At 72.7% G+C, this 25,718-nt stretch carries 23 protein-coding genes; 15 read left to right on the top strand and 8 right to left on the bottom strand.

Going from position 1 to position 25,718, the window contains the following annotated elements:
- Nucleotides 1-31: 31 nt before the first annotated feature.
- The 9 genes from ACF1AK_RS26720 (at nt 32) to ACF1AK_RS26680 (ending at nt 10,322) form a co-directional block, all read left to right on the top strand.
- Nucleotides 32-958, top strand: coding sequence for an ABC transporter permease (locus tag ACF1AK_RS26720; protein WP_391501363.1), 927 nt, complete (start codon nt 32-34; stop codon nt 956-958).
- 76 nt (nt 959-1,034) lie between these two features.
- Nucleotides 1,035-1,949 (top strand): ABC transporter permease, encoded by a 915-nt coding sequence (locus ACF1AK_RS26715; RefSeq protein WP_391501459.1) that lies wholly within the window; start codon nt 1,035-1,037, stop codon nt 1,947-1,949.
- A 15-nt stretch (nt 1,950-1,964) separates the two neighbouring features.
- Nucleotides 1,965-3,017, top strand: a complete 1,053-nt coding sequence (locus ACF1AK_RS26710; RefSeq protein ID WP_391501362.1) for an ABC transporter ATP-binding protein — start codon at nt 1,965-1,967, stop codon at nt 3,015-3,017.
- A complete protein-coding gene (locus tag ACF1AK_RS26705) occupies nt 3,007-4,137 on the top strand; it encodes an ABC transporter ATP-binding protein (RefSeq protein WP_391501361.1) in 1,131 nt (376 codons plus the stop codon). The genes ACF1AK_RS26710 and ACF1AK_RS26705 overlap by 11 nt, the downstream gene beginning before the upstream one ends.
- 432 nt (nt 4,138-4,569) lie before the next feature.
- On the top strand, nt 4,570-6,216 hold the full coding sequence (locus ACF1AK_RS26700; protein ID WP_391501360.1) for an ABC transporter substrate-binding protein: 1,647 nt from the start codon (nt 4,570-4,572) through the stop codon (nt 6,214-6,216).
- Nucleotides 6,217-6,309: 93 nt separating this feature from the next.
- Nucleotides 6,310-7,254: an ABC transporter permease gene (locus ACF1AK_RS26695; protein WP_391501359.1), complete on the top strand. Its 945-nt coding sequence runs from the start codon at nt 6,310-6,312 to the stop codon at nt 7,252-7,254.
- Nucleotides 7,247-8,206, top strand: coding sequence for an ABC transporter permease (locus ACF1AK_RS26690; protein WP_391501358.1), 960 nt, complete (start codon nt 7,247-7,249; stop codon nt 8,204-8,206). The genes ACF1AK_RS26695 and ACF1AK_RS26690 overlap by 8 nt, the downstream gene beginning before the upstream one ends.
- A 15-nt stretch (nt 8,207-8,221) precedes the next feature.
- Nucleotides 8,222-9,310, top strand: a complete 1,089-nt coding sequence (locus tag ACF1AK_RS26685; RefSeq protein WP_391501357.1) for an ABC transporter ATP-binding protein — start codon at nt 8,222-8,224, stop codon at nt 9,308-9,310.
- Nucleotides 9,303-10,322: an ABC transporter ATP-binding protein gene (locus ACF1AK_RS26680; protein WP_391501356.1), complete on the top strand. Its 1,020-nt coding sequence runs from the start codon at nt 9,303-9,305 to the stop codon at nt 10,320-10,322. The genes ACF1AK_RS26685 and ACF1AK_RS26680 overlap by 8 nt, the downstream gene beginning before the upstream one ends.
- An 81-nt stretch (nt 10,323-10,403) precedes the next feature.
- Here the strand turns inward: ACF1AK_RS26680 and ACF1AK_RS26675 are convergent, their stop codons facing one another.
- From ACF1AK_RS26675 to ACF1AK_RS26655, 5 genes are all read right to left on the bottom strand, one after another.
- A complete protein-coding gene (locus ACF1AK_RS26675; protein WP_391501355.1) occupies nt 10,404-12,122 on the bottom strand; it encodes an ABC transporter family substrate-binding protein in 1,719 nt (572 codons plus the stop codon).
- A 114-nt stretch (nt 12,123-12,236) separates the two neighbouring features.
- Complete coding sequence (locus ACF1AK_RS26670; RefSeq protein WP_391501354.1) at nt 12,237-14,462, bottom strand: peptidoglycan binding domain-containing protein; 2,226 nt, start codon at nt 14,460-14,462, stop codon at nt 12,237-12,239.
- 236 nt (nt 14,463-14,698) lie between these two features.
- Nucleotides 14,699-15,160: a DUF6113 family protein gene (locus tag ACF1AK_RS26665; RefSeq protein ID WP_391501353.1), complete on the bottom strand. Its 462-nt coding sequence runs from the start codon at nt 15,158-15,160 to the stop codon at nt 14,699-14,701.
- On the bottom strand, nt 15,157-16,080 hold the full coding sequence (gene mshB / locus ACF1AK_RS26660; RefSeq protein ID WP_391501352.1) for an N-acetyl-1-D-myo-inositol-2-amino-2-deoxy-alpha-D-glucopyranoside deacetylase: 924 nt from the start codon (nt 16,078-16,080) through the stop codon (nt 15,157-15,159). The genes ACF1AK_RS26665 and mshB overlap by 4 nt, the downstream gene beginning before the upstream one ends.
- Nucleotides 16,081-16,131: 51 nt before the next feature.
- A complete protein-coding gene (locus ACF1AK_RS26655) occupies nt 16,132-16,326 on the bottom strand; it encodes a DUF2304 family protein (RefSeq protein WP_344344199.1) in 195 nt (64 codons plus the stop codon).
- Nucleotides 16,327-16,550: 224 nt separating this feature from the next.
- On the opposite strand from ACF1AK_RS26655, the gene ACF1AK_RS26650 reads away from it, so the two are divergent.
- The 5 genes from ACF1AK_RS26650 (at nt 16,551) to ACF1AK_RS26630 (ending at nt 22,219) form a co-directional block, all read left to right on the top strand.
- Nucleotides 16,551-18,704 carry a prolyl oligopeptidase family serine peptidase gene (locus ACF1AK_RS26650; RefSeq protein WP_391501351.1) on the top strand — a complete coding sequence of 718 codons (2,154 nt, stop codon included), beginning with the start codon at nt 16,551-16,553 and terminating at the stop codon, nt 18,702-18,704.
- A 331-nt stretch (nt 18,705-19,035) separates the two neighbouring features.
- Nucleotides 19,036-20,031 carry an ABC transporter ATP-binding protein gene (locus ACF1AK_RS26645; RefSeq protein ID WP_391501350.1) on the top strand — a complete coding sequence of 332 codons (996 nt, stop codon included), beginning with the start codon at nt 19,036-19,038 and terminating at the stop codon, nt 20,029-20,031.
- Entirely contained in the window at nt 20,028-20,750 is a 723-nt protein-coding gene (locus tag ACF1AK_RS26640; RefSeq protein WP_391501349.1) for an ABC transporter permease, read from the top strand. Before ACF1AK_RS26645 ends, ACF1AK_RS26640 begins: the two co-directional genes overlap by 4 nt.
- Before the next feature lie 8 nt (nt 20,751-20,758).
- The gene (locus tag ACF1AK_RS26635; protein WP_391501348.1) at nt 20,759-22,003 is read left to right on the top strand and encodes a sensor histidine kinase; all 1,245 of its coding nucleotides are present in this window, start codon (nt 20,759-20,761) and stop codon (nt 22,001-22,003) included.
- 84 nt (nt 22,004-22,087) lie between these two features.
- The gene (locus ACF1AK_RS26630; protein WP_391501347.1) at nt 22,088-22,219 is read left to right on the top strand and encodes a hypothetical protein; all 132 of its coding nucleotides are present in this window, start codon (nt 22,088-22,090) and stop codon (nt 22,217-22,219) included.
- On the opposite strand, the gene ACF1AK_RS26625 is transcribed toward ACF1AK_RS26630, so the two are convergent.
- Both ACF1AK_RS26625 and ACF1AK_RS26620 read right to left on the bottom strand, forming a co-directional pair.
- Entirely contained in the window at nt 22,188-23,048 is an 861-nt protein-coding gene (locus tag ACF1AK_RS26625) for a GNAT family N-acetyltransferase (protein WP_391501346.1), read from the bottom strand. The two genes, ACF1AK_RS26630 and ACF1AK_RS26625, sit on opposite strands and share 32 nt — an antisense overlap.
- A gap of 108 nt (nt 23,049-23,156) precedes the next feature.
- Nucleotides 23,157-24,104: a MerR family transcriptional regulator gene (locus ACF1AK_RS26620; protein ID WP_391501345.1), complete on the bottom strand. Its 948-nt coding sequence runs from the start codon at nt 24,102-24,104 to the stop codon at nt 23,157-23,159.
- Between the two features lie 70 nt (nt 24,105-24,174).
- On the opposite strand from ACF1AK_RS26620, the gene ACF1AK_RS26615 reads away from it, so the two are divergent.
- Nucleotides 24,175-24,807: a response regulator gene (locus ACF1AK_RS26615; RefSeq protein ID WP_391501344.1), complete on the top strand. Its 633-nt coding sequence runs from the start codon at nt 24,175-24,177 to the stop codon at nt 24,805-24,807.
- 13 nt (nt 24,808-24,820) lie between these two features.
- Here ACF1AK_RS26615 and ACF1AK_RS26610 read toward each other — a convergent pair whose 3' ends face one another.
- Complete coding sequence (locus ACF1AK_RS26610; RefSeq protein ID WP_391501343.1) at nt 24,821-25,693, bottom strand: transglutaminase family protein; 873 nt, start codon at nt 25,691-25,693, stop codon at nt 24,821-24,823.
- Nucleotides 25,694-25,718 lie beyond the last annotated feature (25 nt).

Below are 25,718 nucleotides of genomic sequence, written 5' to 3'. Positions count from 1 at the left end.
ACTCGACCACTTCTCCAGGAGGGAGGCTCGGATGGGCAGTTACGTGCTGCGGCGGGTGCTGCAGATGATCCCGGTGTTCTTCGGCACCACGCTGCTGATCTTCCTGATGGTCTACACGCTGCCGGGTGACCCGGTCGCGGCGCTGTTCGGGGAGAAGGCCGCCGACCCCGCCGTGGTCGCCAACCTCAAGCACAAGTACTACCTCGACCAGCCGATCTGGAAGCAGTACCTGCACTACATGGGGAACCTCTTCCAGGGCGACTTCGGCACCAGCTTCACCGGCCGCCCGGTCTCCGACATCATGGCGGACGCCTTCCCGGTCACCATCCGGCTGGCCCTGCTGGCCTTCGTCTTCGAGATGGTCTTCGGACTGCTGCTGGGCCTGGTCTCCGGCCTGAAGCGCGGCAGCGCGCAGGACACCGTGGTCCTGATCCTCACCCTGCTGGTGATCTCCATCCCGGTCTTCGTCCTCGCGTACATCGCGCAGACCGTGTTCGCGACCAACCTGGGCTGGGTCACCCCGACCGTCCAGGACTCCAGGGACCTCTCGCAGCTGATCCTCCCGGCGATCGTGCTGGGCTCGCTGTCGCTGGCGTACGTCGCCCGGCTCACCCGGACGTCGATCGGCGAGAACCTGCGGGCCGACTACATGCGCACCGCGGTGGCCAAGGGCCTGCCCCGGCGCACCATCGTCTCCCGTCATCTGCTGCGCAACTCGCTGATCCCGGTGGTCACCTTCCTCGGCACCGACCTCGGCGCGCTGATGGGCGGCGCGATCGTCACCGAGGGCATCTTCAACGTGCAGGGCGTCGGCAACGTCCTCTACCGGGCGATCAACCAGAAGGAGGGGCCGACGGTGGTCGGCATCGTCACCGTGCTGGTGATCGTCTACCTGGTGGCCTCCCTGGTCGTCGACCTGCTCTACGCCGTCCTGGACCCGAGGATCCGCTATGCCTGACGTCCACGACGAGAGCTCCTTCGAGCCGCATCCCAAGCCGGGGGTGGACCACTTGGACTACGCCGGCGAACAGGGCATGGCGGTCGAGCAGGAAACGCTGATCGAGCCCGACCCGGAGAAGCGGGAAGAGGCCCGCAGCCTCTGGGGCGACGCCTGGCGGGACCTCCGCAAGCGGCCGATCTTCCTGCTCTCGGCGGTGCTGATCGTGCTGCTGATCGTGATGGCGATCTTCCCCTGGGCGTTCACCGACGCCGATCCGCGCAAGGCCGACCTGGTCAACAACTACCTCCGGCGGCCGGACTGGTCCGACTTCTTCGGTGCCGGCTGGTTCGGCTACGACGGCCAGGGCCGCTCCATCTACGCCCGGGTGGTGTACGGGGCGCGGGCCTCGATCACCGTCGGCATCTTCGTGACCGCCACGGTCACCCTGCTCGGCGGGCTGACCGGGATGGTGGCCGGCTACTTCGGCGGCACCGTGGACGCGGTGCTCTCCCGGATCATCGACATCTTCTTCGGCATCCCGCTGCTGCTCGGCGCGCTGGTGCTGCTGAACGCCTTCTCCACCCGCACGGTGTGGACCGTGGTCGTCGCGCTGGGCGTGCTGGGATGGACCCAGATCGCCCGTGTGATGCGCGGCGCGGTGCTGACGGTCAAGCAGTCCGACTTCGTGGTGGCCGGCAGGGCGCTCGGCGCCGGGACCGGCCGGCTGATGTTCCGGCACATCCTGCCGAACGCGGTCGCCCCGGTGATCGTGGTGGCGACCATCGCGCTGGGCGGCTACATCGCCACCGAGGCGACGCTGAGCTTCCTCGGCATCGGCCTTCAGGACCCGACGATCTCCTGGGGCATCGACATCTCCTCCGCCCAGAAGGTGATCCGCACCGCCCCGTTCGTCCTGTTCTTCCCGGCCGCGGCGCTCTCCATCACCGTGCTGGCCTTCATCATGCTGGGCGACGCGGTGCGCGACGCCCTCGACCCGAAGCTGCGATGAGCGAGGGGACGCATCGTGACCACAGCAGCCGATAGCGGCAAGGCGCGGCAGGAGGAGCCCTACCAGGGGCCGCTGCTCGACGTCCGCGACCTGCACGTCGAGTTCGTGACCCGGGACGGCGTGGCGAAGGCGGTCAACGGGGTCGACTACAGCGTCCGGGCGGGGGAAACGCTGGCGGTGCTCGGCGAGTCCGGCTCCGGCAAGTCGGTGACCGCGCAGGCGATCATGGGCATCCTCGACATGCCGCCGGCCCGGATCCCCCGGGGCGAGATCCGCTTCCGCGGCCAGGACATGCTGAAGATGGACAAGGAGACCCGGCGCAAGGTCCGCGGGCAGAAGATCGCGATGATCTTCCAGGACGCGCTCTCCTCGCTCAACCCGGTGCTCACCGTGGGCTTCCAGCTGGGGGAGATGTTCCGCGCCCACCACGGCAGTTCGCGCAAGGCGGCGAAGGAGAAGGCCGTCGAGCTGATGGACCGGGTGCGCATCCCCGCCGCCGGGCAGCGGGTCAACGACTATCCGCACCAGTTCTCCGGCGGCATGCGCCAGCGCATCATGATCGCCATGGCGCTGGCGCTGGAGCCGGACCTGATCATCGCGGACGAGCCGACCACGGCGCTGGACGTCACGGTGCAGGCGCAGGTGATGGACCTGCTCGCGGAGCTCCAGGCCGAGTACCACATGGGGCTGATCCTCATCACGCACGACCTGGGCGTGGTCGCGGACGTCGCCGACAAGATCGCGGTGATGTACGCGGGCCGGATCGTGGAGACGGCGCCCGTGCACGAGCTGTACGCACGGCCGGCCCATCCGTACACCCGGGGCCTGCTGGACTCGATCCCCCGGCTGGACCAGAAGGGCCAGGAGCTGTACGCGATCAAGGGCCTGCCGCCCAACCTGCTGCGGATCCCGCCGGGCTGCGCGTTCAACCCGCGCTGCCCGCGCGCCCGGGACATCTGCCGGCGGGAGGTGCCGGAGCTGTTCCCGGTCACCGAGGACGACGGCACCGAGCTGGCCGGGCGGGGCAGTGCCTGCTTCTTCTGGAAGGAGACGCTCCATGACCGTTGACGGGACCGGTGCGGTCGAGTCGCCGGCGGAGGCCGCCTTCGAGCAGGAGGTGGCGCGCGGCGAGCCGATCCTCGAAGTCCGCGACCTGGTCAAGCACTTCCCGCTGACCAGGGGCGTGCTCTTCAAGAAGCAGGTCGGCGCGGTGAAGGCGGTCGACGGGGTCTCCTTCGACCTCATGCAGGGCGAGACGCTCGGGATCGTCGGTGAGTCCGGCTGCGGCAAGTCGACCCTGGCCAAGGTGCTGATGAACCTGGAGCCGGCCACCGGCGGCTCGGTGCGCTACAAGGGCGAGGAGATCTCGCGGCTCTCCGGGGCCGGGCTGAAGGCGGTGCGGCGGAACATCCAGATGGTGTTCCAGGACCCGTACACCTCGCTCAACCCGCGGATGACGGTCGGCGACATCATCGGCGAGCCCTTCGAGATCCACCCCGAGGTGGCTCCCAAGGGCGACCGCCGCAGGGCCGTCCAGGACCTGCTGGACGTCGTCGGCCTCAACCCGGAGTACATCAACCGGTACCCGCACCAGTTCTCCGGCGGCCAGCGCCAGCGCATCGGCATCGCCCGCGGCCTCGCGCTCAAGCCCGAGATCATCATCTGCGACGAGCCGGTCTCCGCGCTGGACGTCTCGGTGCAGGCGCAGGTGATCAACCTGCTGGAGCAGCTCCAGAACGAGTTCAACCTCTCGTACATGTTCATCGCCCACGACCTCTCCATCGTGCGGCACATCTCCGACCGGGTCGGCGTGATGTACCTCGGCAAACTGGTGGAGATCGGCAGCGACCGGGAGATCTACGACCACGCCACCCACCCGTACACCCAGGCGCTGCTGTCCGCCGTCCCGGTGCCCGACCCGACGGCACGCGAGAGCCGGGACCGGATCGTGCTGGCCGGCGACGTGCCCTCGCCGGCCAATCCGCCGTCCGGCTGCCGCTTCCGCACCCGGTGCTGGAAGGCGCAGGAGAAGTGCGCGGTGGAGGTCCCGCTGCTGGCGGTGCCGGGCTGGCTGAGCGGGCCCGCCGCCCATGAGTCGGCCTGCCACTTCGCGGCCGAGCGCGGCCCGGCCGGGCTCGACCGGACCGGGCCCGGCCCGGGGGAGCGGGGCGGTCCGGAAAGCGGTTGACACCGGGGCCAGGCCCCGGCACGGAGCGCGTCCTCCTCCCGGAGGGCGCGCTCCCGTGTTTGTCCACCCGCCGACCTGCGGGAATTTCGCCGGCCCGGGCCGGGCGGGCGCCGGAATAACCCGTCACGCTTCGTAAATATTCGAATACCGGCATCTCGGGTCCGTTATCCGGAAAGCGGAGCCGTCAATTCCGGGCGCGGTATGGCGGAATTTGCCGAGTATTGTCACGGCTTGGTCCCGGCCCGTAATTGAAAAGAGATGTGACGGCGATTCCACCGAAGGGGTCGGTTGATCGATAGTTGCTCTGCGCGTATCAGTGGTCACCTCGCCAGCTGTGCGGATCGGCCCTGAGATGTCGACCCCCGCCGTGCCCGGCACACCGGGCGGCGGGGCGCCGTTCGTTCGTAAGCCCCTAAAACGAGGAGCAGTTGAATGAGGCTCACCAAGACGATGCGCTGGACCGCGCTGGCGGCGTGCACCGCGCTCGCGATCTCCGCCTGCAGCACCGGCAGTGACAAGAAGTCCTCCGACGGGGCGAACGGGCCGGGCAAGAAGGGCGGCTCGATCAGCATCCAGTCGGGTGAGCCGCAACACGGGCTGGTCCCGCAGAACACCGCGGAGTCCGAGGGCGCCCAGGTCCTGGCGCAGGTCTTCGCCGGCCTGGTGGAGTACGACCGGCAGACCAACGAGCCGAAGCTGCGCGTCGCCGAGTCGATCGACTCCCCGGACAGCAAGGTCTGGACGATCAAGCTGAAGGACGGCTTCACCTTCCACAACGGCGAGCCGGTCACCGCCCAGTCCTTCGTGGACGCCTGGAACTGGGGCGCCAACCAGGACAACGCCGCCGAGGGCCTGCCCTTCTTCTCCAAGATCGAGGGCGCCGAGGAGCTGGCCCCGGGCAAGGACAAGAAGCCGGCCACCGACAAGCTCAAGGGCCTCAAGGTCGTCGACGACAAGACCTTCACGGTCACCCTGAGTGCGCCGTTCTCGCAGTTCAAGGTCATGCTCGGCTACAACGCCTTCTACCCGCTGCCGAAGGCCTTCTTCCAGGACCGCAAGGCCTTCGAGGACGCCCCGATCGGCAACGGCCCGTTCCAGATGGACGGGAAGTGGGAGCACAACCAGCAGATCAAGATCAAGCGCTACGAGAATTTCCCGGAGTCGGCCGGAAAGGCCAAGCTGGATTCCGTCACGTTCAAGATTTACGACAAGCTGGAAACGGCCTACAACGACCTGCGGGCCAACAACATCCAGATCACGAACAAGCTCCCGATCTCGGCCATGGGCACGGTCAAGAACGAGTTCGGCGACCGCTACATCTACAAGCCGGAGTCGGGCGTCGGCTTCATCGGATTCCCGATCGCCACCAACCCGGCCGCGTACGGCAAGCCGGAGATCCGCAAGGCGATCTCCATGGCGATCGACCGCGGGGCGATCACCGAGCGGATCTTCTCGGGCACCCGCATCCCGGCCGACGACTTCATCAGCCCGATCGTCCCGGGTTACCGCAAGGGCGCCATGGGCGACGCGGCCAAGTACGACCCGGCCAAGGCCAAGCAGCTGTTCGACGCCGCCGGCGGGGTCCCGAACAACACCATCGAGCTGGGCTACAACGCCGACGGCGGCCACAAGGAGTGGATCGAGGCGGTCGGCAACCAGCTGAAGAAGAACCTCGGCGTCGAGGTCACCTTCAAGCCGTTCGAGAAGTTCGGCAAGATCCTGGACTCGCTGGGCGAGAAGCAGTTCTCCGGCGCCTTCCGGATGGCCTGGCAGATGGACTACCCGTCGATGGAGGACTACCTGCGGCCGATCTTCTCCAAGGTCGCGATCGAGACCGGCTCCAACTACGGCGGCTACGTCAACGAGAAGTTCGAGTCGGTGCTCGCCCAGGCCGACCAGGCGAAGAGCCTGGAGGAGGGCCTGAAGCTGTACCAGCAGGCCGACGACATCCTGATCCAGGACCTGCCGTACATCCCGGTCTACACGTACATGACCTCCGCGGCCTACACCAAGACCGTCAAGAACGTGGTCGTGGACGCCCAGAACCGCATCGACCTGGCCAACGTCGAGCTGGCCTGACCGCCCCCCAGCCCGACCGGCGCGTCCTGACGGGCGGCGCGGGCAACCCCCGCGCCGCCCGGCTCCGGCGTGCCCCCACCACGAGGAGACCGCATGGGCCGCTATGTGGTCCGCCGGATCATCCAGGCCATACCTGTGATCCTCGGCGCGACATTCCTGATCTACGCACTGGTCTTCCTGCTGCCTGGCGACCCCATCACGGCACTGGCCGGTGAGAAGCGGCAGGACCCCGCGGTCGTCCAGGTCCTCCGCGACCGGTACCACCTGGACGACCCGTTCTTCATCCAGTACTGGGACTACCTGACCGGCCTGTTCAAGGGCGACTTCGGTGAGGACTACCGCGGCAACCAGGTCGTCGACGTGATGCAGCGCGCCTTCCCGTACACCATCAACCTGGCGCTCACCGCGCTGGCGATCGAGATGGTGGTGGGTGTCACCGCCGGCGTGGTCGCCGCCCTGCGGCGCGGCAGGTTCATCGACAACGTGGTGCTGATCTCGACCCTGATGGTCATCTCGATCCCGGTCTTCGTGATCGGCTTCGTGCTCCAGCTGCTCCTCGGGGTGAAGCTCAACACCGACTACGGCATCGACTTCTTCCCGGTCTCCTTCAACGAGGACGCCGGGTTCCGGTCCTACCTGCTGCCCGGCTACGTCCTCGCCTCGACCTCCCTGGCGTACGTGGCCCGGCTCACCCGGACCAGCCTGATCGAGGTCATGCGGGCGGACTACGTCCGGACGGCGGTGGCCAAGGGCCTCAGCCCGCTGCGGGTGGTGGTCCGGCACGGGCTGCGCAACGCGCTGATCCCGATCGTCACCTTCCTGGGCATGGACCTCGGCGGCCTGATGGGCGGTGCGGTGATCACCGAGGGCATCTTCAACATCCCCGGCGTCGGACACCAGCTGTTCCAGTCCGTCTACCTGCGGGAACGCACCATCGTCGTGGGCATCGTGAGCGCCCTGGTGATGGTCTACCTGTTCGCCAACCTGGTGGTCGACCTGCTGTACGCCGTCCTGGACCCGAGGATCCGCTATGAGTGAGCCGACGAAGAGCGAGAACACGAGTGCGGCGGTCCCCGGGCAGCGCGGCGCCGGGCCGGCCGCGGGCAAGGGCGGCAAGGACGGCACGGGCGGCGAGCGGGTCGCCAGCCTCTGGAGCGACGCCTGGGCGGACCTGCGCCGCAACCCGCTGTTCCTGATCGGCGGGTTCCTGGTGCTGTTCATGGTGGTGCTCGCCGTCGCCCCCGGGCTGTTCACCGACGCGGACCCGAGGTCCGGCGGCTTCTGCAACCTGGTGGACTCGCTGAAGCGGCCCAGCGGCGACCACTGGTTCGGCTTCGACGTCCAGGGCTGCGACATCTACACCCGGACCATCTGGGGCGCCCGGAACTCGATCATCGTCGGTCTGGTGACCACCACCCTGGTGGTCCTGGTCGGCGGCGTCCTGGGCCTGTGGGCGGGCTGGATCGGCGGCTTCGGCGACAGCGTGCTGTCCCGCGTGACCGAGATCTTCTTCGCCATCCCGCTGCTGCTCGGCGGCATGCTGATCATGTCGACCTGGGGCAAGGGCAACGCCTGGACGGTCTCCGCGGTGATGGCCGTGCTCGGCTGGCCGCAGATCTACCGGCTGATGCGCTCGGCGGTCCTGGCCAACAAGCACAACGACTACGTCGTGGCGGCCCGGGCGCTGGGCGCCGGCACCGGGCGGATCGTCAGCCGGCACATCCTGCCGAACGCCGTCGCCCCGGTGATCGTGGTCTCCACCATCAACCTGGGCGTCTACATCGGCGCCGAGGCCGCGCTGTCCTACCTGGGCATCGGCATCCAGTCCCCGGCGATCTCCTGGGGCCTGATGATCAGTGACGCCCAGGCCCGCTTCCTGAACGCCCCGCACGTGCTGCTCTTCCCGGCCGCCGTGCTGAGCGTCACGGTGCTGGCGTTCATCATGCTCGGCGACGCGGTGCGCGACGCCCTCGACCCGAAGCTGCGCTGAGGAGGGCCGCGGACCATGACTGACATGACCGAACCGGCGAAGGACGGCGCGGGCCGGGACGCGGTGGAGGTGCTGGGAGCGCGCCGGGAGAGCCTGGCGCCCGGGACCCCGTTGCTGGAGGTCGACGACCTGCACATCGAGTTCCACACCCGGGACGGCGTCGCCAAGGCCGTCAACGGGGTGAGCTACTCGGTGTCGGCGGGGGAGACGCTGGCGGTGCTCGGCGAGTCCGGCTCCGGCAAGTCGGTGACCGCGCAGGCGATCATGGGCATCCTCGACATGCCGCCGGGGCGGATCACCGCGGGCTCGATCCGGTTCCGCGGCCAGGATCTGCTGACCATGACCCCCAAGGCTCGCCGGGCGGTGCGCGGGCGGAAGATCGCGATGATCTTCCAGGACGCGCTCTCCTCGCTCAACCCGGTGCTCAGCGTCGGCTACCAGCTCGGCGAGATGTTCCGGGTGCACCAGGGCGCCGGCCGCAAGGAGGCCAAGGAGAAGGCCGTCGAGCTGATGGAGCGGGTGCGCATCCCCGCCGCCCGGCAGCGGGTCAACGATTACCCGCACCAGTTCTCCGGCGGCATGCGCCAGCGCATCATGATCGCCATGGCGCTGGCGCTGGAGCCGGACCTGATCATCGCGGACGAGCCGACGACGGCGCTGGACGTCACCGTCCAGGCCCAGGTGATGGACCTGCTGGCCGAGCTCCAGGCCGAGTTCAACATGGGCCTGATCCTGATCACCCACGACCTGGGCGTGGTCGCGGATGTCGCCGACAAGATCGCGGTGATGTACGCGGGCCGGATCGTGGAGACGGCGCCCGTGCACGAGCTGTACGCACGGCCGGCCCACCCGTACACCCGGGGCCTGCTCAACTCGATCCCCCGGCTGGACCAGAAGGGCCAGAACCTCTACGCCATCCAGGGCCTGCCGCCGAGCCTGCTGCGGATCCCGGACGGCTGTGCGTTCAACCCCCGCTGCGACCGGGCCCGGGACGTCTGCCGCACCGAACTCCCGCGCCTGACGGCGGTGCTGGACGCCCAGGGAGCCGACCTGCCGGGCCGCCGGAGCGCGTGCCACTTCTGGAAGGAGACCCTCCATGGCTGAGCCCATCCTGGAGGTCAGGGACCTGGTCAAGCACTACCCGCTGACCCAGGGCATCGTCTTCAAGAAGCAGGTCGGCGCGGTCCGGGCGGTGGACGGCGTCTCCTTCGACCTGGCGAAGGGCGAGACGCTCGGGATCGTCGGTGAGTCCGGCTGCGGCAAGTCCACCCTGGCCAAGGTGCTGATGCACCTGGAGAAGGCCACCGCGGGCCAGGTGCGGTTCAAGGGCGAGGACATCACCCGGCTCTCCGGGGCCGGGCTGAAGGCGGTGCGGCGGAACATCCAGATGGTGTTCCAGGACCCGTACACCTCGCTGAATCCCCGGATGACGGTCGGCGACATCATCGGCGAGCCCTTCGAGATCCACCCCGAGGTGGCTCCCAAGGGCGACCGCCGCAGGGCCGTCCAGGACCTGCTGGACGTCGTCGGCCTCAACCCGGAGTACATCAACCGCTACCCGCACCAGTTCTCCGGCGGCCAGCGCCAGCGCATCGGCATCGCCCGCGGCCTCGCGCTCAAGCCGGAGATCATCATCTGCGACGAGCCGGTCTCCGCGCTGGACGTCTCGGTGCAGGCCCAGGTGATCAACCTGCTGGAGCAGCTCCAGAACGACTTCCGGCTGTCCTACATGTTCATCGCCCACGACCTCTCGATCGTGCGGCACATCTCCGACCGGGTCGGCGTGATGTACCTCGGCACGATGGTCGAGATCGGCACGGAGGAGGAGATCTACTCCCACCCGACCCACCCGTACACCCAGGCGCTGCTGTCCGCCGTCCCGGTGCCCGACCCGACCGGGCGCGAGGGCCGGGAGCGGATCCTGCTCACCGGTGACATCCCCTCGCCGGCCAACCCGCCGTCCGGCTGCCGCTTCCGCACCCGCTGCTGGAAGGCCGAGGAGCGCTGCGCGACCGAGGTCCCGCTGCTCGCGGTGCCCGAGGTGCTGAGCGGACCGGCCGCGCACGAGTCGGCCTGTCACTTCGCGGAGGTGCGGGACGTGATCGGCTCGGGCTGAGCGCGTCCGAGCGGGCCCGGGGCCCCGGAGTCCGGCCGGACTCCGGGGCCCCGGCCGTGCGGTGGAGGCACGGCGGAAACGTCACTTCTGGTAGCCGACGTTCTCCCACACGATGTCGGACAGCCCCTGGGCGCCGATGTTGGCGAGGCCGGCGCGGGCGCCGAACAGCTGCGGGCGCTGGTAGAGCGGCAGCATCCCGGCCACCTTCCACAGCTCGCCGTCGGCCTGGTTGATGGCCTCGAAGGCGCCGGCCGCGTCGGTCGCGGCGGCCGCCCGGTCGAAGGCGGCGTCCACCGCCGGGCTGCCCGCCTGGGAGTGGTTGGTGCCGCCGTTGGTGGCGAAGTTGGTCCGGTTGCCGCTGGCCGGGAACGGCGTGCCGAACAGCGAGTAGGCGGCGATGTCGAAGTCCCGCCGGTTGACGTACTTGTCGAAGTACTCGTTGGGGCTGGCGGTGACCGTGGTGACCTTCACCCCGACCTCCTTGAGCATGCCGGTGGTGACGGTGGCCTCGTTCTGGGCCTGGGTGACGCCGGCCGGGATGACCATCCGCAGGTTGAGCTCCTTGCCGTCCTTGCGGCGGACGTCGCCGTCGAGCTTCCAGCCGGCCCCGTCGAGCTTGCGGGCCGCCTCGGCCGGGTCGTAGCGGCTGAGGCCGAGGGAGTTGTCCCGGTAGGCGTTCTGGTTGGCCACCAGCAGGTGGTTGTTGAGGGTGACCGTGGGCCAGTCCAGCCCGGCGAGGTCGGAACGGGTGATGGTGTCCCGGTTGATCGCCTGGAAGAGCGCCTGGCGCACGACCGGGTCGGTGAGCGCGGGGCTGCGGCTGTTCAGGGTGAACTGCCGGAAGTCGGGGCCGCCGGCCCGCCGCACGGCGGCGCCCGGGGTGCCGCGGATCAGCTGGTAGCCGGCCACGTCCGGGCCGTTGTTGAACAGGTCGAGTTCGCCCTTGGTGAAGGCGGCGGCCATCGTGTTGGGCACCATGGCGCGGAAGACGATCCGGTCCAGCAGCGGTCGGTCGCCCCACCAGGCCGGGTCGGCGACCAGGGTGACGGTCTGCGCGGCCCGGTCCATCCGCTCCACCTTGAACGGGCCCGCGGTGACCGGGATCGCGTCCACGTAGGCGGTGTTGAACAGCTCGGGGGTGGCGACCTTGGAAGCCGGCAGCAGCGGGGCGTTGGCGGCGCCGTTGAACATCGACTGCCACTCGGAGTACGGCCGCTCGAAGACCATCACGGCCTGGTGGTCGTCCTTGCCGCGCTCGACGGAGGAGACCTGCTCGAAGCCGGTGCTGCTGGCCGCCCGGTACGCCGGGTCCTTGCCGTTCAGCGCCCGCCAGTTGGCCTCGATGTCGCGCCAGGTGATCGGCGTGCCGTCGGACCAGCGGGCCTTGGGGTTCAGCGTCCAGACCACGACCTGCCGGCCGTCCCGCTGCTCGGCGTGCGCGTCCTGCAGATAGGCCGGGTTGGGGGTCTGGGTGCCGGCCGCGTCGGAGCGGAAGAAGGTCGGCAGCAGCGGCTTCGTGACGGCGATGGTGGAGCTCTCGCCGCCGTCGGTCTGGATCGGCGACCACTGGGTGGAGTACTGGGGGATCGCCATCCGCAGGGTGCCGCCCTGGCGCAGCTCGGCGCGGTCGTGCGGGTTGATGTCGACGGCGGTGAGCTTGGGGCTCTCGACCGCGCTCGGCAGACCGCGGGCCCCGGCGCCGGAGCCGCTGCCGGGGGCGCAGGAACAGAGCGTCAGCGAGAGCGAGAGCGCGGTGAGGCCGGCGAGCAGGGCCGTGCGGCGGTACAGGTGGCGGCCCATGGTGGTTCTCCCGGGGCGGATGCGGCGGACGACAGGCGACACATCTTGCTGACCGGGTGCGGGGTTGTCGAGGGGCGGGCCCGGATCGGGGCCCGCCCCTCGATAACGGTTCGGTCAGGCCGGGAACTTGTAGGTGCGGTCCCGGTCGCCGGTCTTGTCCAGCAGCGCGGTGATCTGGTCCGCGACGTCCTGCGGGGTGATCGGGACGAGCTGGCCGTTCTTCTTCGTCTTCACCTTGTCGAAGCCGCCGGCGACCAGCTGGCGGTTGAGCGCGTCGAGGTCCCACTTGGGCACGAACTTGCCGTTGGCGTCCGGGACCAGGGTGAGCGCCACCGCGGCGGTCTTCGGGCCGAAGTCGAACTTCTTGGTCCCGGCCACGATGTGGATCTGGCCGTTCATCGCCGACTTGCCGAGGGTGTCCGCGGCGCCCTGGAGGGCCTGCGCGGAGGTCTTCGGCTGGGCGGCGGTCACCGCCAGGGCGACGGGCTGCTCGGCCTTGCCGGCGGCGCGGTCGCGGTAGGCCGCGTCGACCAGGTCCACGGCGGAGGCGGAGTCCACCGCCTGGCCGGCCCTGCCGGGGACGACGACGGTCTCGCCGTTCTCGGCGAACTTGACGTAGCCCTCCTGGAGGCCCTGTCCGGTGCCGCCGGCCAGCGCGTCCAGTGCGGACTTCAGCTTGGCCCGGTCGACCTTGACCTCGGGCGGCACGGCCTTCTCGTCGCCCTTGAGCGACTTGAGGACGTCCAGCGGGTTGTAGGAGTGCTGGGCGAGCTTGTCCACGGTGGCCGTGGTGTCGAAGGCGAGCCCGGCGGCGACCGGGTCGAGGTCCATGGTCTGCTCGCCGACCTTCAGCTTGACCGGCTGCTGGCCGGCCTTGCCGACGCTCTCGTCGAGCTGGTGGATGGCCTGGTCCCGGCTGCTGCCGCCGATGTCCGTGCCGAGCACCACGGTGCCCTTGGGGACGTCGGACTGGTTCAGCATCAGCCCGGTGCCGTAGGCGGCGGCGCCGAGGAAGCCCACGCCGGCGACGGCGTAGGTGGCGAGCTTGACCAGCTTCTTGGCGGCGCTCGGCCGGGGCTTGGGGGCGGGCTTGGCGGCGGCGGGGGCCGGCTTCGGGCCGGACGGGCCGTCCGCGGCGGGTGCGGGGGCGGCCGCCGGAGCGCCGGGGGCCGGGGCGGCGGGTGCGCCCTCGGGGTGCGGGAGGGTGGTCCCGAAGGGGTCGGCGGCGGGCTCGCCCTGGCGGCCGGGGGCCCCGGGGAAGAGGCCGCCGGGGGCCGGGGCGCCGTTGGCGCCGACGGCGGGCGGGCGCTGGGCGGCGAACGGATCGGCGCCGGCCGGGGCGCCCGGGAAGAGACCGGGCTGCGGGGCGCCGCCGGGGGCGGCCGGGCCGGCGGGCGCGCCGGATATGGGGGCGGCCGGGGCGTCGTCGCGGATCGGGGTGAAGCCGTCGACCGAGGTGTCCTCGGGGCTCGGCGCGCCGGGCCCGCCGGGGGCCTGGGACGGCGCGCCGCCGAACGGGTCGGCGGGTGCGTACGGGCCGGCCGGGGCCGACGCGGCGAACAGCTCGGCGGGGTTGGCGTAGACGCCGGCCTCGTCGGCGGGCGGCTGCGGGGCGGCGGCGTACGGGGCGGCGGGCACGCCGTTCGGGTGCGGCGCGGGGGCCTGGGCCTGGGCGGGCACCGTGGGGCCGTTCGCGCGGGGCGCGGCGGGGCGTTCGGCCTGCGGCCGCCCGTTCCGGGGGCCGTTCTGCGGGCGGGCGCCGTTGGCCCGGACGGGAGGTGCGGCGGGCGCGGCGGCGGGCCCGGCGGTGGCGGCCGCGGCGGCGGTCGCCGGGGCCGGGGCGGTGGCCTCGGCGGCCGGGGCCTTCTTCTGCCGCGGGCGGAACCACGCGCCGGTGGACTCGGCCTCGGAGGTGGCCGGCGGGATCTGCCACTCCGGCGGCAGGTCGGGCGGGGTGGCCCCGCGGCCGCCGCCGTCCATCACGCCGAGCACCGGGGAGGCGGGCGCGGCGGAGCGGTGCCGGGGGCCGGCCGGCTCGGGGGCGGGCGCCGGGGCGTCCTCGCCGCCGCCGTCCTCGTTCTTGACGGTGCTGCGGACCACCACCGGCGGGATCGGGCGCGAGCCCGGGATGTTGATCCGCACCCGGGTGGTGAGGGTGGTCTCGGTCTTCGGGCCCTCGTCCTCGCCCTCCGGAACCGAGCCCTTGGCGGCGCCGGCGCCGCCCGTGCGGTCGCCGCCGGGGAAGCCCGGTGTGCCGTAGGGCGGGGTGCCCGACGGGTAGGCGTCCGGGCCCGTGCGCCGAGGCGTCGGGTGGGCGTTGTCAGATTCGCGGCTGCTCAATGCTGCTCTGCTCCGGGTTCGCGGGCCGGGCCGTGCGGCGCGACCGCGGTCGTCGGCGCCGGACCTGGCGGGCGGCGTCGGGTACGGCGTTCTGCGGCACCACCATACTGGGAAGAACCGGCCGGTGAACCGGTTCGGAGGGATCCCGATACGTCCGGTTCCTCCGGTATGAGAGTACGACCGGGCGGTGCTGACTGCCCGTCGTACCGGCCACCGTACGCGGGTGGCCGCCCGGGTCAGCGGGGTGGGCCCGGCACACCGGGGAACCAGCCGGTCCGGGTCGGCAGGGTGGCGCAGATCACGCCGAGGATCGAGCCGGTGAACAGCCAGGCGAGCGAGGTGGCGTTGGTCCAGAGCACGTTGTCCCCCTCCGGGCGGGGGACCATCACCAGCAGCAGCGCCAGGAACCAGCCGCCTGCCGGGACGCCCGCGCCGAGCCGGGTGCCGGTCACCCGCAGGCCGCCGTAGAAGGTCGCGGCGGTGGCGGCGAGCGCCAGCAGGACTCCCACGGGTGGCCACAGAGCCTGCACGAATGCTCCGCACACCGACACCGCGAAGCCCAGCGGGAAGAGCAGGACATAGGCCGCGATCCGTGCTCCGCGCGGGGGCTGGGACTCCTTCAGCCGCTCCTCGCGGGTGCCGAGGACGGTCGCCGGGATCGAACGGCGGGCGGGCCGGGCGGGGGCGGGCGGGGTCATCGGGCACGCTCCTCGGGGGCCGCGGCGGGCGCGGGGGAGAGGTCCAGGCCGGCGAACAGGTCGTCCTCCGGCAGCCGCGGCCCGGCCTGGCCGCGCACCAGTTGGTAGTACTCGGTGACGAGCAGCGGCTGGCCCAGGTGGTTGGAGAGGGCGAAGAACGCGCCGCTGGGGTCCACGGTGATCTGGGTGGCGTGCGCGGCCATCGCGGCGGCCTTGCGGCCGGCGTACGCGGCGCCGTCCAGGGCCGTGGTGACCACCGCGTCGTCCACTACTCCGGGCACGTCCGCGGGTGCGGCCACGCCCGGGAACGGCGCCTTCTCGGCGGTCTCGGCGAGGGCCCGTTCGAGCACCGACCGGGGCACCCGGTTCCAGTACACCTTGGCGATCCGCCAGGCCGGGCCCAGCTCGGGCCGGTACGCCGGGTCGGCCGCCAGCTCGTGGGCGCGCATCGCGACCCGGTGCGCCTGGATGTGGTCGGGGTGGCCGTAGCCGCCCTGCTCGTCGTAGGTGACCAGCACCTGTGGGCGCACCTCGCGGACCACCGCCACCAGCCGGCCGGCCGCCTCGTCGACGTCGGCCCGCCAGAAGCAGCCGGGCACGTCGTTGTCGGGCACGCCCATCATCCCGGAGTCGCGGTAGCGCCCCGGGCCGCCCAGGAAGCGGACGTCGGTGACCCCGAGCGCCGCCATCGCCTCCGTCAGTTCGCCGATCCGGTACGCGCCGAGCCGGTCGTCCCGGTCCGCCGTCAGATGGGCCAGCTCCGGCGGGATCACCTCGCCGCCCTCGCCGAGGGTGCAGGTCACCAGGGTGACGTGGGCGCCCTCGGCGGCGTACCGGGCCATCGTCGCGCCGTTGTTGATCGACTCGTCGTCGGGGTGCGCGTGCACCAGGAGCAGGCGGCGGCCGGAGGTCGAGGTCATGGGAGGAAGCCTAACGACCGGGGCGCCGGCCCGGTGACCGCACGCGTCGGGTCAGAGCCGCAGGCCGTTGATCATCCCGGCGAGGTTGCTGGTGACCTGGCTGATCGAGGGGGCGATGGAACTGGACGCCAGGTAGAAGCCGAGCAGCGCGCAGACGATCGCGTGCGCCAGCTTCAGACCGGAGCGGCGGATCAGCACCACCACGATGACCAGCATCAGCATGGCGGCGGAGATGGACAGGGCCATGGCGGCTCACACTCCTCGGGGCCTGGAGCACTCGTGCACCAGTCATACCCGAAGAGTGAGGGAATCATGACGCTGGGTGAGTCCGCACACCCCGGGGCATGGTGGCACTCATGGGGCGCATGGGCCGGTCGGAGGGGGTGCGGGACCCTTCCGGGCGTACTTGGGGCCGATGCTCCGAACGAGTGATCACCATCGGCCGACCCCGGGTCGTAGGGTCTGGTGCCATGACCACCCACACCTCAGCGGACACCTTCCCGAGGCAGTACGCGCGCACCCTGCGCTACACCGTCGGCGCCCCCCGGTCGTTCTCCGTCGCACCCGACGGGTCCCGGGTCGTCTTCCTGCGGTCGGCCTCCGGCAGTGACCGTGCCAACCTGCTCTGGACCCTCGACACCGCCACCGGCGAGGAGCGGATCGCCGCCGACCCGGCCGCCCTGCTCGGCGGCGGCGAGGAGGACCTCTCCCCGGCCGAGCGGGCCCGCCGCGAACGCAGCCGCGAGGGTTCGGCCGGCATCGTCGGCTACGCCCTGGACGGCGCCGGCCGGCTCGCCGCCTTCGCCCTCTCCGGCCGGCTGTTCGTCGCCGACCTGGTCGCCGGCACCGCCACCGAACTGCCCGCCGAGGGCCCGCTGCTCGACCCGCGCCTGTCCCCGGACGGCACCCACGTCGCGTACGCCACCACCTCCGGCGAGCTGCGGCTCACCCGCGTCGACGGCACCGGCGACCGCGCCCTCGCCCGGCCCGACGGGCCGAACGTGACGTGGGGCCAGGCCGAGTTCATCGCCCAGGAGGAGATGGGCCGCGACCGGGGCCACTGGTGGTCCCCGGACAGCGACCGGCTGCTCGTCGAGCGGGCCGACGACACCCCGGTCAACCGCTGGTGGATCGCCGACCCGGCCAATCCGGACCGCGAGCCCGCCGAGATCGCCTACCCGGCCGCCGGCACCGCCGACGCCGAGGTCGGCCTCTGGCTGCTCGGCCTGGACGGCACCCGTACCGAGGTGGTCTGGGACCGCGCGGCCTTCCCCTACCTGGCCCGGGTGCACTGGTCCAGGAACGGCGTGCCGCTGCTGCTCGTCCAGTCCCGCGACCAGCGCGTCCAGCGGACCCTCGGCCTGGACGTCGCCACCGGCGCCACCGAGGTGCTGCACGAGGAGCGCGACGACGTCTGGCTGGAGCTGTTCCAGGGCGTCCCGGCCTGGAGCCCGGACGGCAGGCTGGTGCGGATCTCCGACGAGTCCGGCGCGCGGGCGCTGGTGATCGGCGACCACACCGTCACCGGACCCGACCTGCACCTGCGCTCGGTGGTCGCGGTCACCGCCGACGAGGTCTTCTTCACCGCCTCCGGCGGCGCCGCCGAGACCGACCCCGAGCCCGGCTGGATCGCCGTCGGCCGGATCAGCCACGACGGCAAGCGGCTGGCCTGGGAGTCCGCCAACGGCCGCCCCTTCACCTCCGTCACCACCGCCGTGCACGCGGCCGGCATCACCGTGCGGGCCACCGCCGAGCCGGATGTGCCCGGCACCCTGGTGCAGGTCGCCCGGGACCTCCCGGAGGGCGTGGTGGTGGACGATGTCGCCGTCATCGCCTCGCACGCCGAGACCCCGGTGATCACCGCCCGTCCGGTGTTCCGCTTCGCCGGCGAGCGGCGCATCCCCGCCGCGGTCTTCCTGCCCACCGGCTACGACCGCGAGCGGGACGGCCTGCTGCCCGTCCTGATGGACCCCTACGGCGGCCCGCACGGCCAGCGCGTCGTCCAGGCCCACAACCCGCACCTCACCTCCCAGTGGTTCGCCGACCAGGGCTTCGCGGTCGTCGTCGCCGACGGCCGGGGCACCCCCGGGCGCGGGCCGGCCTGGGAGAAGTCGATCCACCACGACTTCGCCGGGGCCACCCTGGACGACCAGGTGGACGCGCTGACGGCGCTCGCCGGGGAGTTCCCGCTCGACCTCGGACGGGTCGCGATCCGCGGCTGGTCGTACGGCGGCTACCTCGCCGCGCTCGCCGTGCTGCGCCGCCCGGACGTCTTCCACGCGGCGGTCGCGGGCGCGCCGGTCACCGACTGGCGGCTGTACGACACCCACTACACCGAGCGCTACCTGGGCCACCCGGCCGAGGTGCCGGAGGTGTACGAGGGCAACTCGCTGACCGGCTACGCGGCGGGCCTGGAGCGCCCGCTGATGATCATCCACGGGCTCGCCGACGACAACGTGGTGGCCGCGCACACCCTGCGGCTGTCCTCGGCGCTGCTCGCCGCCGGGCGCCCGCACACCGTGCTGCCGCTGTCCGGCGTCACCCACATGACGCCGCAGGAGGAGGTCGCGGAGAACCTGCTGCTGCTCCAGGTCGACTTCGTGAAGAAGTCGCTCGGCGGCTGAGCGGCCGGGCGCCGGGGAGGGGGAGCGGGGCCGGATCAGGGAACCCGGGCCCGCGGACGAGCGGTGCCGGGGTGTACCCATCCCGCTCCCCCTTGGCCGCGCGCACCCCTAAGGGTCGACCGGTCCGGCCTCGATGTGTGCTCCACGCTAGCCGCCGGGTCCGACGGACGCCGGGTCCGACGGCCGCCGGACCGCCCGGGGCCGTGAGCGGGGTCGTGCCGTCGGCATGACGGATGTCATGCCGAAGGCACGACGGCGGCCACTGCCGCCGCACCCCGGCCCGGCGGGACCCTGAGGGGGCAAGCACGGCACCAGCAGGGAGGACCGGGCCATGGGCGCGGGAGAAGTCGCCGCCTTCCGGGGCGTCAGCAAGAGTTACGGGCGGGTACGGGCCGTGGACGGCCTCGACCTCGTCCTGCGGCCGGGCGAGACGGTCGCCCTGCTCGGCCCGAACGGGGCCGGCAAGTCCAGCAGCCTCGACCTGCTGCTCGGCCTGCGCGAGCCCGACCGCGGCAGCGTCACGCTGTTCGGCGGCGCCCCGCGCGCCGCGATCACGGCCGGACGGGTCGGCGCGATGCTGCAGAGCGGCGGCCTGATGGCCGACGTCAAGGTCCGCGAACTGGTCCGGCTCGCCTGCGACGTGCACCCGCGCGGCCGGGCGGTCGCCGAGGTGCTCGCCGACGCGGGCATCACCGGACTCGCCGAGCGCCGGGTCGACCGGCTCTCCGGCGGCCAGGAGCAGCGGGTCCGCTTCGCGCTCGCCGTCGCGGGCGCCAACGACCTCATCGTCCTGGACGAACCGACCACCGGCATGGACGTTTCCGTCCGGCAGGCCTTCTGGGCGAGCATGCGGGCGCAGGCCGACGCCGGGCGCACCGTGCTGTTCGCCACCCACTACCTGGAGGAGGCGGACTCGATCGCCGACCGCGTCCTCGTCCTGCACCGCGGCCGGCTGATCGCCGACGGCAGCTCCGCGGAGATCAAGGCCCGGGCCGGTGCCCGCCGGGTCACCTTCGAGCTGCACGAGGCGGACGGCCCGTTCGACGAGGCCCCGCTGCGCCGGCTGCCCGGCGTCCAGGGGCTGGAGCTCACGGCCCGCGTGCCCGGCGTGCGGACGGTGCGGATCCGCACCGCCGACGCGGACGCCGCCGTCGCCGCCCTCTACCGGGCGGGCCTGTACCCGCGCGGCCTGGAGGTCACCGGGCTGGGCCTGGAGCAGGCCTTCCTGGCCATCACCGGCGAGCAGGACGCCGCCGGTCCGGCCCGGTCCGCCGAGTCCGCCCGGCCCGCCGGGAACGCCGAGTCCGCTCTGGAGCGTGCGCGATGACCACCCTGATCCGGCTGGAGATCCTGCGGACCCTGCGCAACCGCCGCTACCTGCTCTTCACCATCGCCTACCCGGCGCTGATGTACGTCTTCTTCATCCACGCCTACGGCGGCAGCGACCTCGCCGGAGGCCTGCCGGTGAAGACGTACTTCATGGTCTCGATGGCCACCTTCGGCGCGGTCGGCGCGGTGCTGACCGGCAGCGCGCAGCGGATCTCGCTGGAGCGCAGGAGCGGCTGGGTGCGCCAGCTGCGGCTGACCGCGCTGCCCGGCCGGGCGTACACCCTCGGCAAGATCGCGGCGAGCGCGGTGACCACGCTGCCCGCGATCCTGGTGGTCTTCGCGGTCGGCGCGAGCCAGGGCGTCCCGCTGGACCCGGGGCAGTGGGCCGGGCTGGCGGCCGCGCTCTGGCTGGGCAGCTTCGTCTTCGCCGCGCTCGGGGTGGCGCTCGGCTACGCGGCCGCGCCGGACTCGGTGCAGACCATCGTGATGATCACCTACATGGCGATGGCCCTGTTCGGTGGCACGTGGTTCCCGGTGAGCGGTTCGCTGGAACGGTTCGCCCGCTTCGACCCGGTCTACCTCTACAACCGGCTGGCCGCCTTCACCCGGCCCGGGCACACCCTGGACACCGTCGCCGTCGCCGGGCTGGCCGCCTTCCTCGTGGTGTTCGCCACCGCCGCGGCGGCCCTGTACCGCCGCGACACCCGGCAGGCATGATGACCGGTATGAGCGACCCGCGCCGCACCCGCCCCGCCGACGAGCACCCGGAGGCGGGGGCGGCGCGCGCGTCGTTCATGAACGTCCCCGGGGCCCCGGTGGAGACCGGACGGCAGCTGCTGGTCAAGGTCTCCTGGATGCTGCTGTGGATGATCTACCTGGCGTACCCCGTGGGCAACCTGCTGGACGGCGGTCACGGCACGGGCGCCCGGGTGCTCGGCTGGACCTGTCTGGCGGCCTTCGTGGGCGGCTACGTCCTGCTGGTGGTCTTCCGCTCGCTGGCGGGCATGCGGCCGAAGGCCTGCCGGGTGATCGTCGCGACGATGGTGGTGCTGGCCACCGCCTCCGCCGTCGTGCTCGGTGACGCCTTCCTGACCCTGTTCATCTACGCCTCGGTGTGCGTCGCGATCATCACACCGGCGCGCTACGCCCTGCGCGCGCTCCTGGCCATGGCGGCGCTCACCGCCACCGTCGGGCTGCTGACCCACGCCGACGCCGACAACGTGTGGACCTTCACCCTCAGCGCCTTCCTCTCCGGCGCGGCGATGACCGGTCTGCAGCGGCTGGTCGCCACCATGCGGGAGCTGCGCGAGGCCCGGGCCGCCGTCGCCCACCTGGCCGCCTCGGAGGAGCGGCTGCGACTCGCCCGCGACCTGCACGACCTGCTGGGGCACTCGCTGTCGCTGATCACCCTGAAGAGCGAGCTGGCCGGGCGGTTCATGGACGCGGGCAAGGACGAGGCGGCGCGGGCGCAGGTCGCCGACATCGAGAACGTCGCCCGGCAGTCGCTGGTCGACGTCCGGGAGGCGGTCACCGGCTTCCGCCGGCCCACCCTGCCGGTGGAGCTGGCGGCCGCCCGCACCGCGCTGGCGGCTGCCCGGATCGGCCTGGAGACGGCGCCGGAACTGCTCGACGCCTGGCCGGGCCTGGCCCCGGAGGAGGCGGGCGCGCTGGCCTGGGCGCTGCGCGAGGCGGTCACCAACGTCGTCCGGCACGGCGAGGGCGCCACCGTCTGCACCGTGCGGGCCGACGAGACCTGGGAGGGGGACGGCGAGCGGTTCGCCGTCCTGGAGATCACCGACGACGGCCCGGGGCCGGGCAAGTCCCACCCGGGCAACGGGCTGTCCGGGCTGGAGGAGCGGCTGGCGCTGGTCGGCGGGCGGCTGGAGACCGGGCCGGGAGAGCGGGGCCGGGGCTTCCGGCTGCGGGCCTCGGTGCCGCTGCGGACGGCGTCGGTGGCGACCCGGCCCTGACGGGCTGGTCCGGGCGGAGGAACTCCGGGCCCCGCACCCCCCGGCGCGGCGCCGCCGATCCCGGTCGCGGGCAGCATGACGGGCATGCCGAAGCCTGTCGCGGTGGTGCTCGTCGTCCTGCTCCTCTCACTGATCCCGTGCGCCGCCTTCACCGAGGCCCGCGCCGCCGGGGCGGGGCCGGCGGTCACGGACGTTCGAACCGCGCCCGCCGGGTGACGTGGGTGAACCCCAGCTCCCGGAACAGCGCCGCCGAGGCCGGGTTGTTCACGTTCACGTCCAGGAACACCTCCTGGTCCCCGGCCGCCCGCAGCCGCTCCAGCGCCGCCACGGCCAGCGCCCGCCCGAGCCCCCGCCGGCGCCGGCCGGGCACGGTCCCGATCTGCACCAGGAACCCTTCGGCACAGGCCACGAACCCGACCGGGGTGCCGTCGGTGTCCCGCGCCACCAGCGAGGCGGCGGGCCGGAAGTCGTCCTCGACCAGCCAGTCCGCCCACTGTTCCAGTGTCAGGCCGGGGAACCCCGGCCGGTCCGCGAAGGAGGCGCAGTAGGCCTGGTAGAACGCCCCCCGGGTCTCCTCGCCCCACGGCGCCACCCGCACCCCGGCCGGCAGGGCGGCCCGCTCCAGCGGCGCCCCGGACCCCAGCCGGAAGACGTCCTCCGCGAACACCTGCCGCAGCCCCCGGGAGCGGAACAGCTCCTCGGTGGCGGGCGTCAGCGCCTCCGTCTCCACCTGGACGACGGTGCCCGCCGCCGGCATCAGCCGGTCCAGCAGCTCCCCGCCTAGCCCCCGTCCCCGGGCGTCCGGGTCCACCGCGCCCACCAGCGCCCACCGGCCGGCGACGGGCCGCGCCGCGCCGCAGGCCACCAGCCTCCCGTCCTCGTACGCCCCGGTCCGGACCGTCCCCGGCCCGCCGTAGCGCCGGGCGACGAAGGAGGGCTCGCCGGTCACCGGCAGCCCGCCGTCCACCGCCAGGCACCGCCGCACCAGGTCGAGGACCGCCGTCGGCTCGTCGTCCGGCAGTGCCTCGCGCCACTCCACGCCCATCCCCGCCCGCCTCCCGCTCGGCTGCTTTCCCGCATGCCACACCCGGGAGCCGGGCGGGCGCAACCGGGTTTCCGGGCCGCGGGGCGGGCAGCCGGCCGGTCCGGCGTCCTACTCCGGCGCGGCCCGCAGGGCGGCGGTGAACCAGGCGGAGACCTCGCGCAGGCTCTCCGGGACCGGCCAGCCGTTGACGGTGGCCAGCAGGTGCCAGTAGCGCTCGGCGCGCGGGTCGTCGGCGGTCTCCACCCGGTCGAGGATCCAGGCCCGCAGGGCGGCGTCGTCCGGGCGGGCGAAGGCGGCGGCGTAGGCGGCGGTGAGGGAGGCGAGGACGGGGGCGGCGGCGGGGGACCCGGGGGCGATGCCCTGGGCGACGGCGGCGGTCACGGTGGTGCGGACCGTCTCGGACAGGGCGGCGTGCAGGCCGGAGTCGTCGCCCGCCGCCCGCTCGGCCGCCTGGTGGACGGCCATCCGGCGGACCGCGGCGCGGAAGTCCTCGTCCTGCACGAGTTCGCCCAACTCCACCCAGGCGTCGACCTGTTCGGGGGTCGGGTCGTCCGGCAGCTCCGGCATGGCGGCGCGCATCATCGCGACGAACTGCGGATTGGCGTCCAGGCCGCCGAAGACGGCGTCGATGAAGTCGTGGACCAGCCGCCGGCGTTCGGCGTCGGACAGTTTCGCGAGTCGGTGCATGCGTCTCATCTCCTCGGTCGTGGAGCCGCGTTCGGCGATCGCCCGCAGCACCGTGCGGCGCAGCCGGAGCGTGCGGATCTGCACGTCCAGCGCGTCGGCGTGCGCGGCGGCCACCTCGCGCAGCGGGGCGGAGCGGTCCAGCACCCGTCGGACCGTGGCCAGGTCGAGTCCCAGTTCCCGCAGGGTGCGGACCAGGTCGAGCCGGGCCAGGGCGTGCACGTCGAAGCGGCGGTAGCCGGCCGGCGTGCGGGTGGTGGGCGGGACGAGTCCGGCGTCGGCGTAGAACCGGACGGCCTTCACCGTCAACCCGGTGCGCCGGGCCAGCTCGCCGATGGAGTACAGGGTGGGGTGGAGCTCGTCGTCCCGCATGGCCTCCAGCCTGGCGTCTCCCCCCGGGGGAGACTCAAGGGGGAACCGGTACGCCGTAGGGTCGGGCGCCATGAGTGACATTCGGAACGACCGGCCCTCCGTGCGGGTGCTGCTGGCGGAGGACCAGGGGATGGTCCGGGAGGCGCTGGCCGCGCTGCTCGGGCTGGAGGGCGACATCGACGTGGTCGCCCAGGTCGGCCGCGGCGACGAGGTGGTGGACGCGGCGGTCGCGCACGACGTGCAGGTGGCGGTGCTGGACATCGAGATGCCGGGGATGACCGGCATCGAGGCGGCGGCCCTGCTGCGCGAGCGGCGGCCGCAGACCAAGGTGGTGATCGCGACGACCTTCGGCCGCCCCGGCTATCTGCGCCGGGCGATGGAGTCGGGCGCGGACGCCTTCCTCGTGAAGGACGCGCCGGCCGCCGAGCTGGCCGAGGCGATCCGCCGGGTGCTGCGCGGCGAGCGGGTGATCGACCCGGCGCTGGCCGCGGCCGCGCTGGCCGAGGGGGCGAACCCGCTGACGGCGCGCGAGCGGGACGTGCTGGCGGCCGCGGCGGACGGCGCGGTGAACGCGGACATCGCCGGGCGGCTGCACCTGTCCGAGGGGACGGTGCGCAACTACCTCTCGATGGCGATCCAGAAGACCGGTGCCCGCAACCGCGCCGAAGCGGTCCGGATCGCCCGCGAGAAGGGCTGGCTGTAGCCGGCCGGGCCCCTCAGTTCAGCCGGTGCCGGGCGGCCCTGGCCTCCTGGCGGACCTTGGCGGCGGCGTCCGGGTCGAAGGCGTCCAGGATCCCGGCGTACTCGTCCATCTCCTCCGCCCCGCCCAGGAAGTCGCCGGTGCGCACCAGCAGCTCGGCGCGTTCGAGGCGCAGCTGGGCGGGGTGGCGGGGGAGCAGCAGGGCGAGTTCGGTGGCCCACAGCTGGGTGCGGGCGTGCTCGGGGCGGTCGGCGGCCCAGGTCCGGATGTTGCCGAGCACCCGCAGCACGATGTCCAGCGGCTGCGCGGGCGTGAGCAGCTCGGGCGTGAACTCGTGTCCGGCGGCGTGCACCAGCCGGGCCACGTCGTCGAGGTCGAGCAGTCGGCCGCCGTGGAACGGGTCGGCCAGGACGTAGTCCTCGCCGCCGGCGGGCCCGCCGACCGCGACGACGAAGTGGCCGGGCAGGGCGATGCCGTGCACGGTGAGCCCGGCCCGCCGGGCGACGGCGCACCAGACCAGCGCGAGCATGATCGGCAGTCCGCGCCGGCGCCGCAGCACGTCGGGCAGCAGCGAGGACTCCAGCCGCCGGTAGTCGGACTTCCGACCGTGGAAGCGCTCGCGCCCGCCGAGGACGGCGGCCAGCAGGGCCGCGGTCTCCTCCGGCCCGGCGGGCGCCCGCTCGGCGACGGCGAGCCGGACGGCGGCCGCGTGCCGCTCCAGGGCCGCCGAGCAGGCGGCGAGCAGGGCGTCGGCCGAGGGCGGCCCCTGGAGGTCGTCCGGATCGGGGGCGTGGGTGTGCTCGGCGGCCGCGAGCAGGCAGAGCAGCACCGGATCGGGGTGCTCGGCCCGGGCCTCGGTCCGGAAGCGTGCTCTGCTCTGCTCGGTCACGGCGGTGGCGGCGGCTTTCGTAGGA

The organism is Kitasatospora sp. NPDC015120, assembly GCF_043080305.1.
Taxonomy (GTDB): Bacteria; Actinomycetota; Actinomycetes; order Streptomycetales; family Streptomycetaceae; genus Kitasatospora.
The sequence above is the reverse complement of the archived record's forward strand: the minus strand, read 5'-3'. Positions and strand labels throughout refer to the sequence as shown.

What these genes read in the sequence shown, in the direction of transcription:
- ACF1AK_RS26700 (WP_391501360.1), top strand. Translation starts at nt 4,570, where the DNA reads ATGAGGCTCACCAAGACGATGCGCTGGACCGCGCTGGCGGCGTGCACC.
- ACF1AK_RS26680 (WP_391501356.1), top strand. Translation starts at nt 9,303, where the DNA reads ATGGCTGAGCCCATCCTGGAGGTCAGGGACCTGGTCAAGCACTACCCG.
- ACF1AK_RS26695 (WP_391501359.1), top strand. Translation starts at nt 6,310, where the DNA reads ATGGGCCGCTATGTGGTCCGCCGGATCATCCAGGCCATACCTGTGATC.
- ACF1AK_RS26640 (WP_391501349.1), top strand. Translation starts at nt 20,028, where the DNA reads ATGACCACCCTGATCCGGCTGGAGATCCTGCGGACCCTGCGCAACCGC.
- ACF1AK_RS26690 (WP_391501358.1), top strand. Translation starts at nt 7,247, where the DNA reads ATGAGTGAGCCGACGAAGAGCGAGAACACGAGTGCGGCGGTCCCCGGG.
- ACF1AK_RS26625 (WP_391501346.1), bottom strand. Translation starts at nt 23,048, where the DNA reads ATGGGCGTGGAGTGGCGCGAGGCACTGCCGGACGACGAGCCGACGGCG.
- ACF1AK_RS26720 (WP_391501363.1), top strand. Translation starts at nt 32, where the DNA reads ATGGGCAGTTACGTGCTGCGGCGGGTGCTGCAGATGATCCCGGTGTTC.
- ACF1AK_RS26655 (WP_344344199.1), bottom strand. Translation starts at nt 16,326, where the DNA reads ATGGCCCTGTCCATCTCCGCCGCCATGCTGATGCTGGTCATCGTGGTG.
- ACF1AK_RS26635 (WP_391501348.1), top strand. Translation starts at nt 20,759, where the DNA reads ATGAGCGACCCGCGCCGCACCCGCCCCGCCGACGAGCACCCGGAGGCG.
- mshB (WP_391501352.1), bottom strand. Translation starts at nt 16,080, where the DNA reads ATGACCTCGACCTCCGGCCGCCGCCTGCTCCTGGTGCACGCGCACCCC.
- ACF1AK_RS26650 (WP_391501351.1), top strand. Translation starts at nt 16,551, where the DNA reads ATGACCACCCACACCTCAGCGGACACCTTCCCGAGGCAGTACGCGCGC.
- ACF1AK_RS26615 (WP_391501344.1), top strand. Translation starts at nt 24,175, where the DNA reads ATGAGTGACATTCGGAACGACCGGCCCTCCGTGCGGGTGCTGCTGGCG.
- ACF1AK_RS26715 (WP_391501459.1), top strand. Translation starts at nt 1,035, where the DNA reads ATGGCGGTCGAGCAGGAAACGCTGATCGAGCCCGACCCGGAGAAGCGG.
- ACF1AK_RS26685 (WP_391501357.1), top strand. Translation starts at nt 8,222, where the DNA reads ATGACTGACATGACCGAACCGGCGAAGGACGGCGCGGGCCGGGACGCG.
- ACF1AK_RS26645 (WP_391501350.1), top strand. Translation starts at nt 19,036, where the DNA reads ATGGGCGCGGGAGAAGTCGCCGCCTTCCGGGGCGTCAGCAAGAGTTAC.
- ACF1AK_RS26630 (WP_391501347.1), top strand. Translation starts at nt 22,088, where the DNA reads ATGCCGAAGCCTGTCGCGGTGGTGCTCGTCGTCCTGCTCCTCTCACTG.
- ACF1AK_RS26675 (WP_391501355.1), bottom strand. Translation starts at nt 12,122, where the DNA reads ATGGGCCGCCACCTGTACCGCCGCACGGCCCTGCTCGCCGGCCTCACC.
- ACF1AK_RS26620 (WP_391501345.1), bottom strand. Translation starts at nt 24,104, where the DNA reads ATGCGGGACGACGAGCTCCACCCCACCCTGTACTCCATCGGCGAGCTG.
- ACF1AK_RS26665 (WP_391501353.1), bottom strand. Translation starts at nt 15,160, where the DNA reads ATGACCCCGCCCGCCCCCGCCCGGCCCGCCCGCCGTTCGATCCCGGCG.
- ACF1AK_RS26705 (WP_391501361.1), top strand. Translation starts at nt 3,007, where the DNA reads ATGACCGTTGACGGGACCGGTGCGGTCGAGTCGCCGGCGGAGGCCGCC.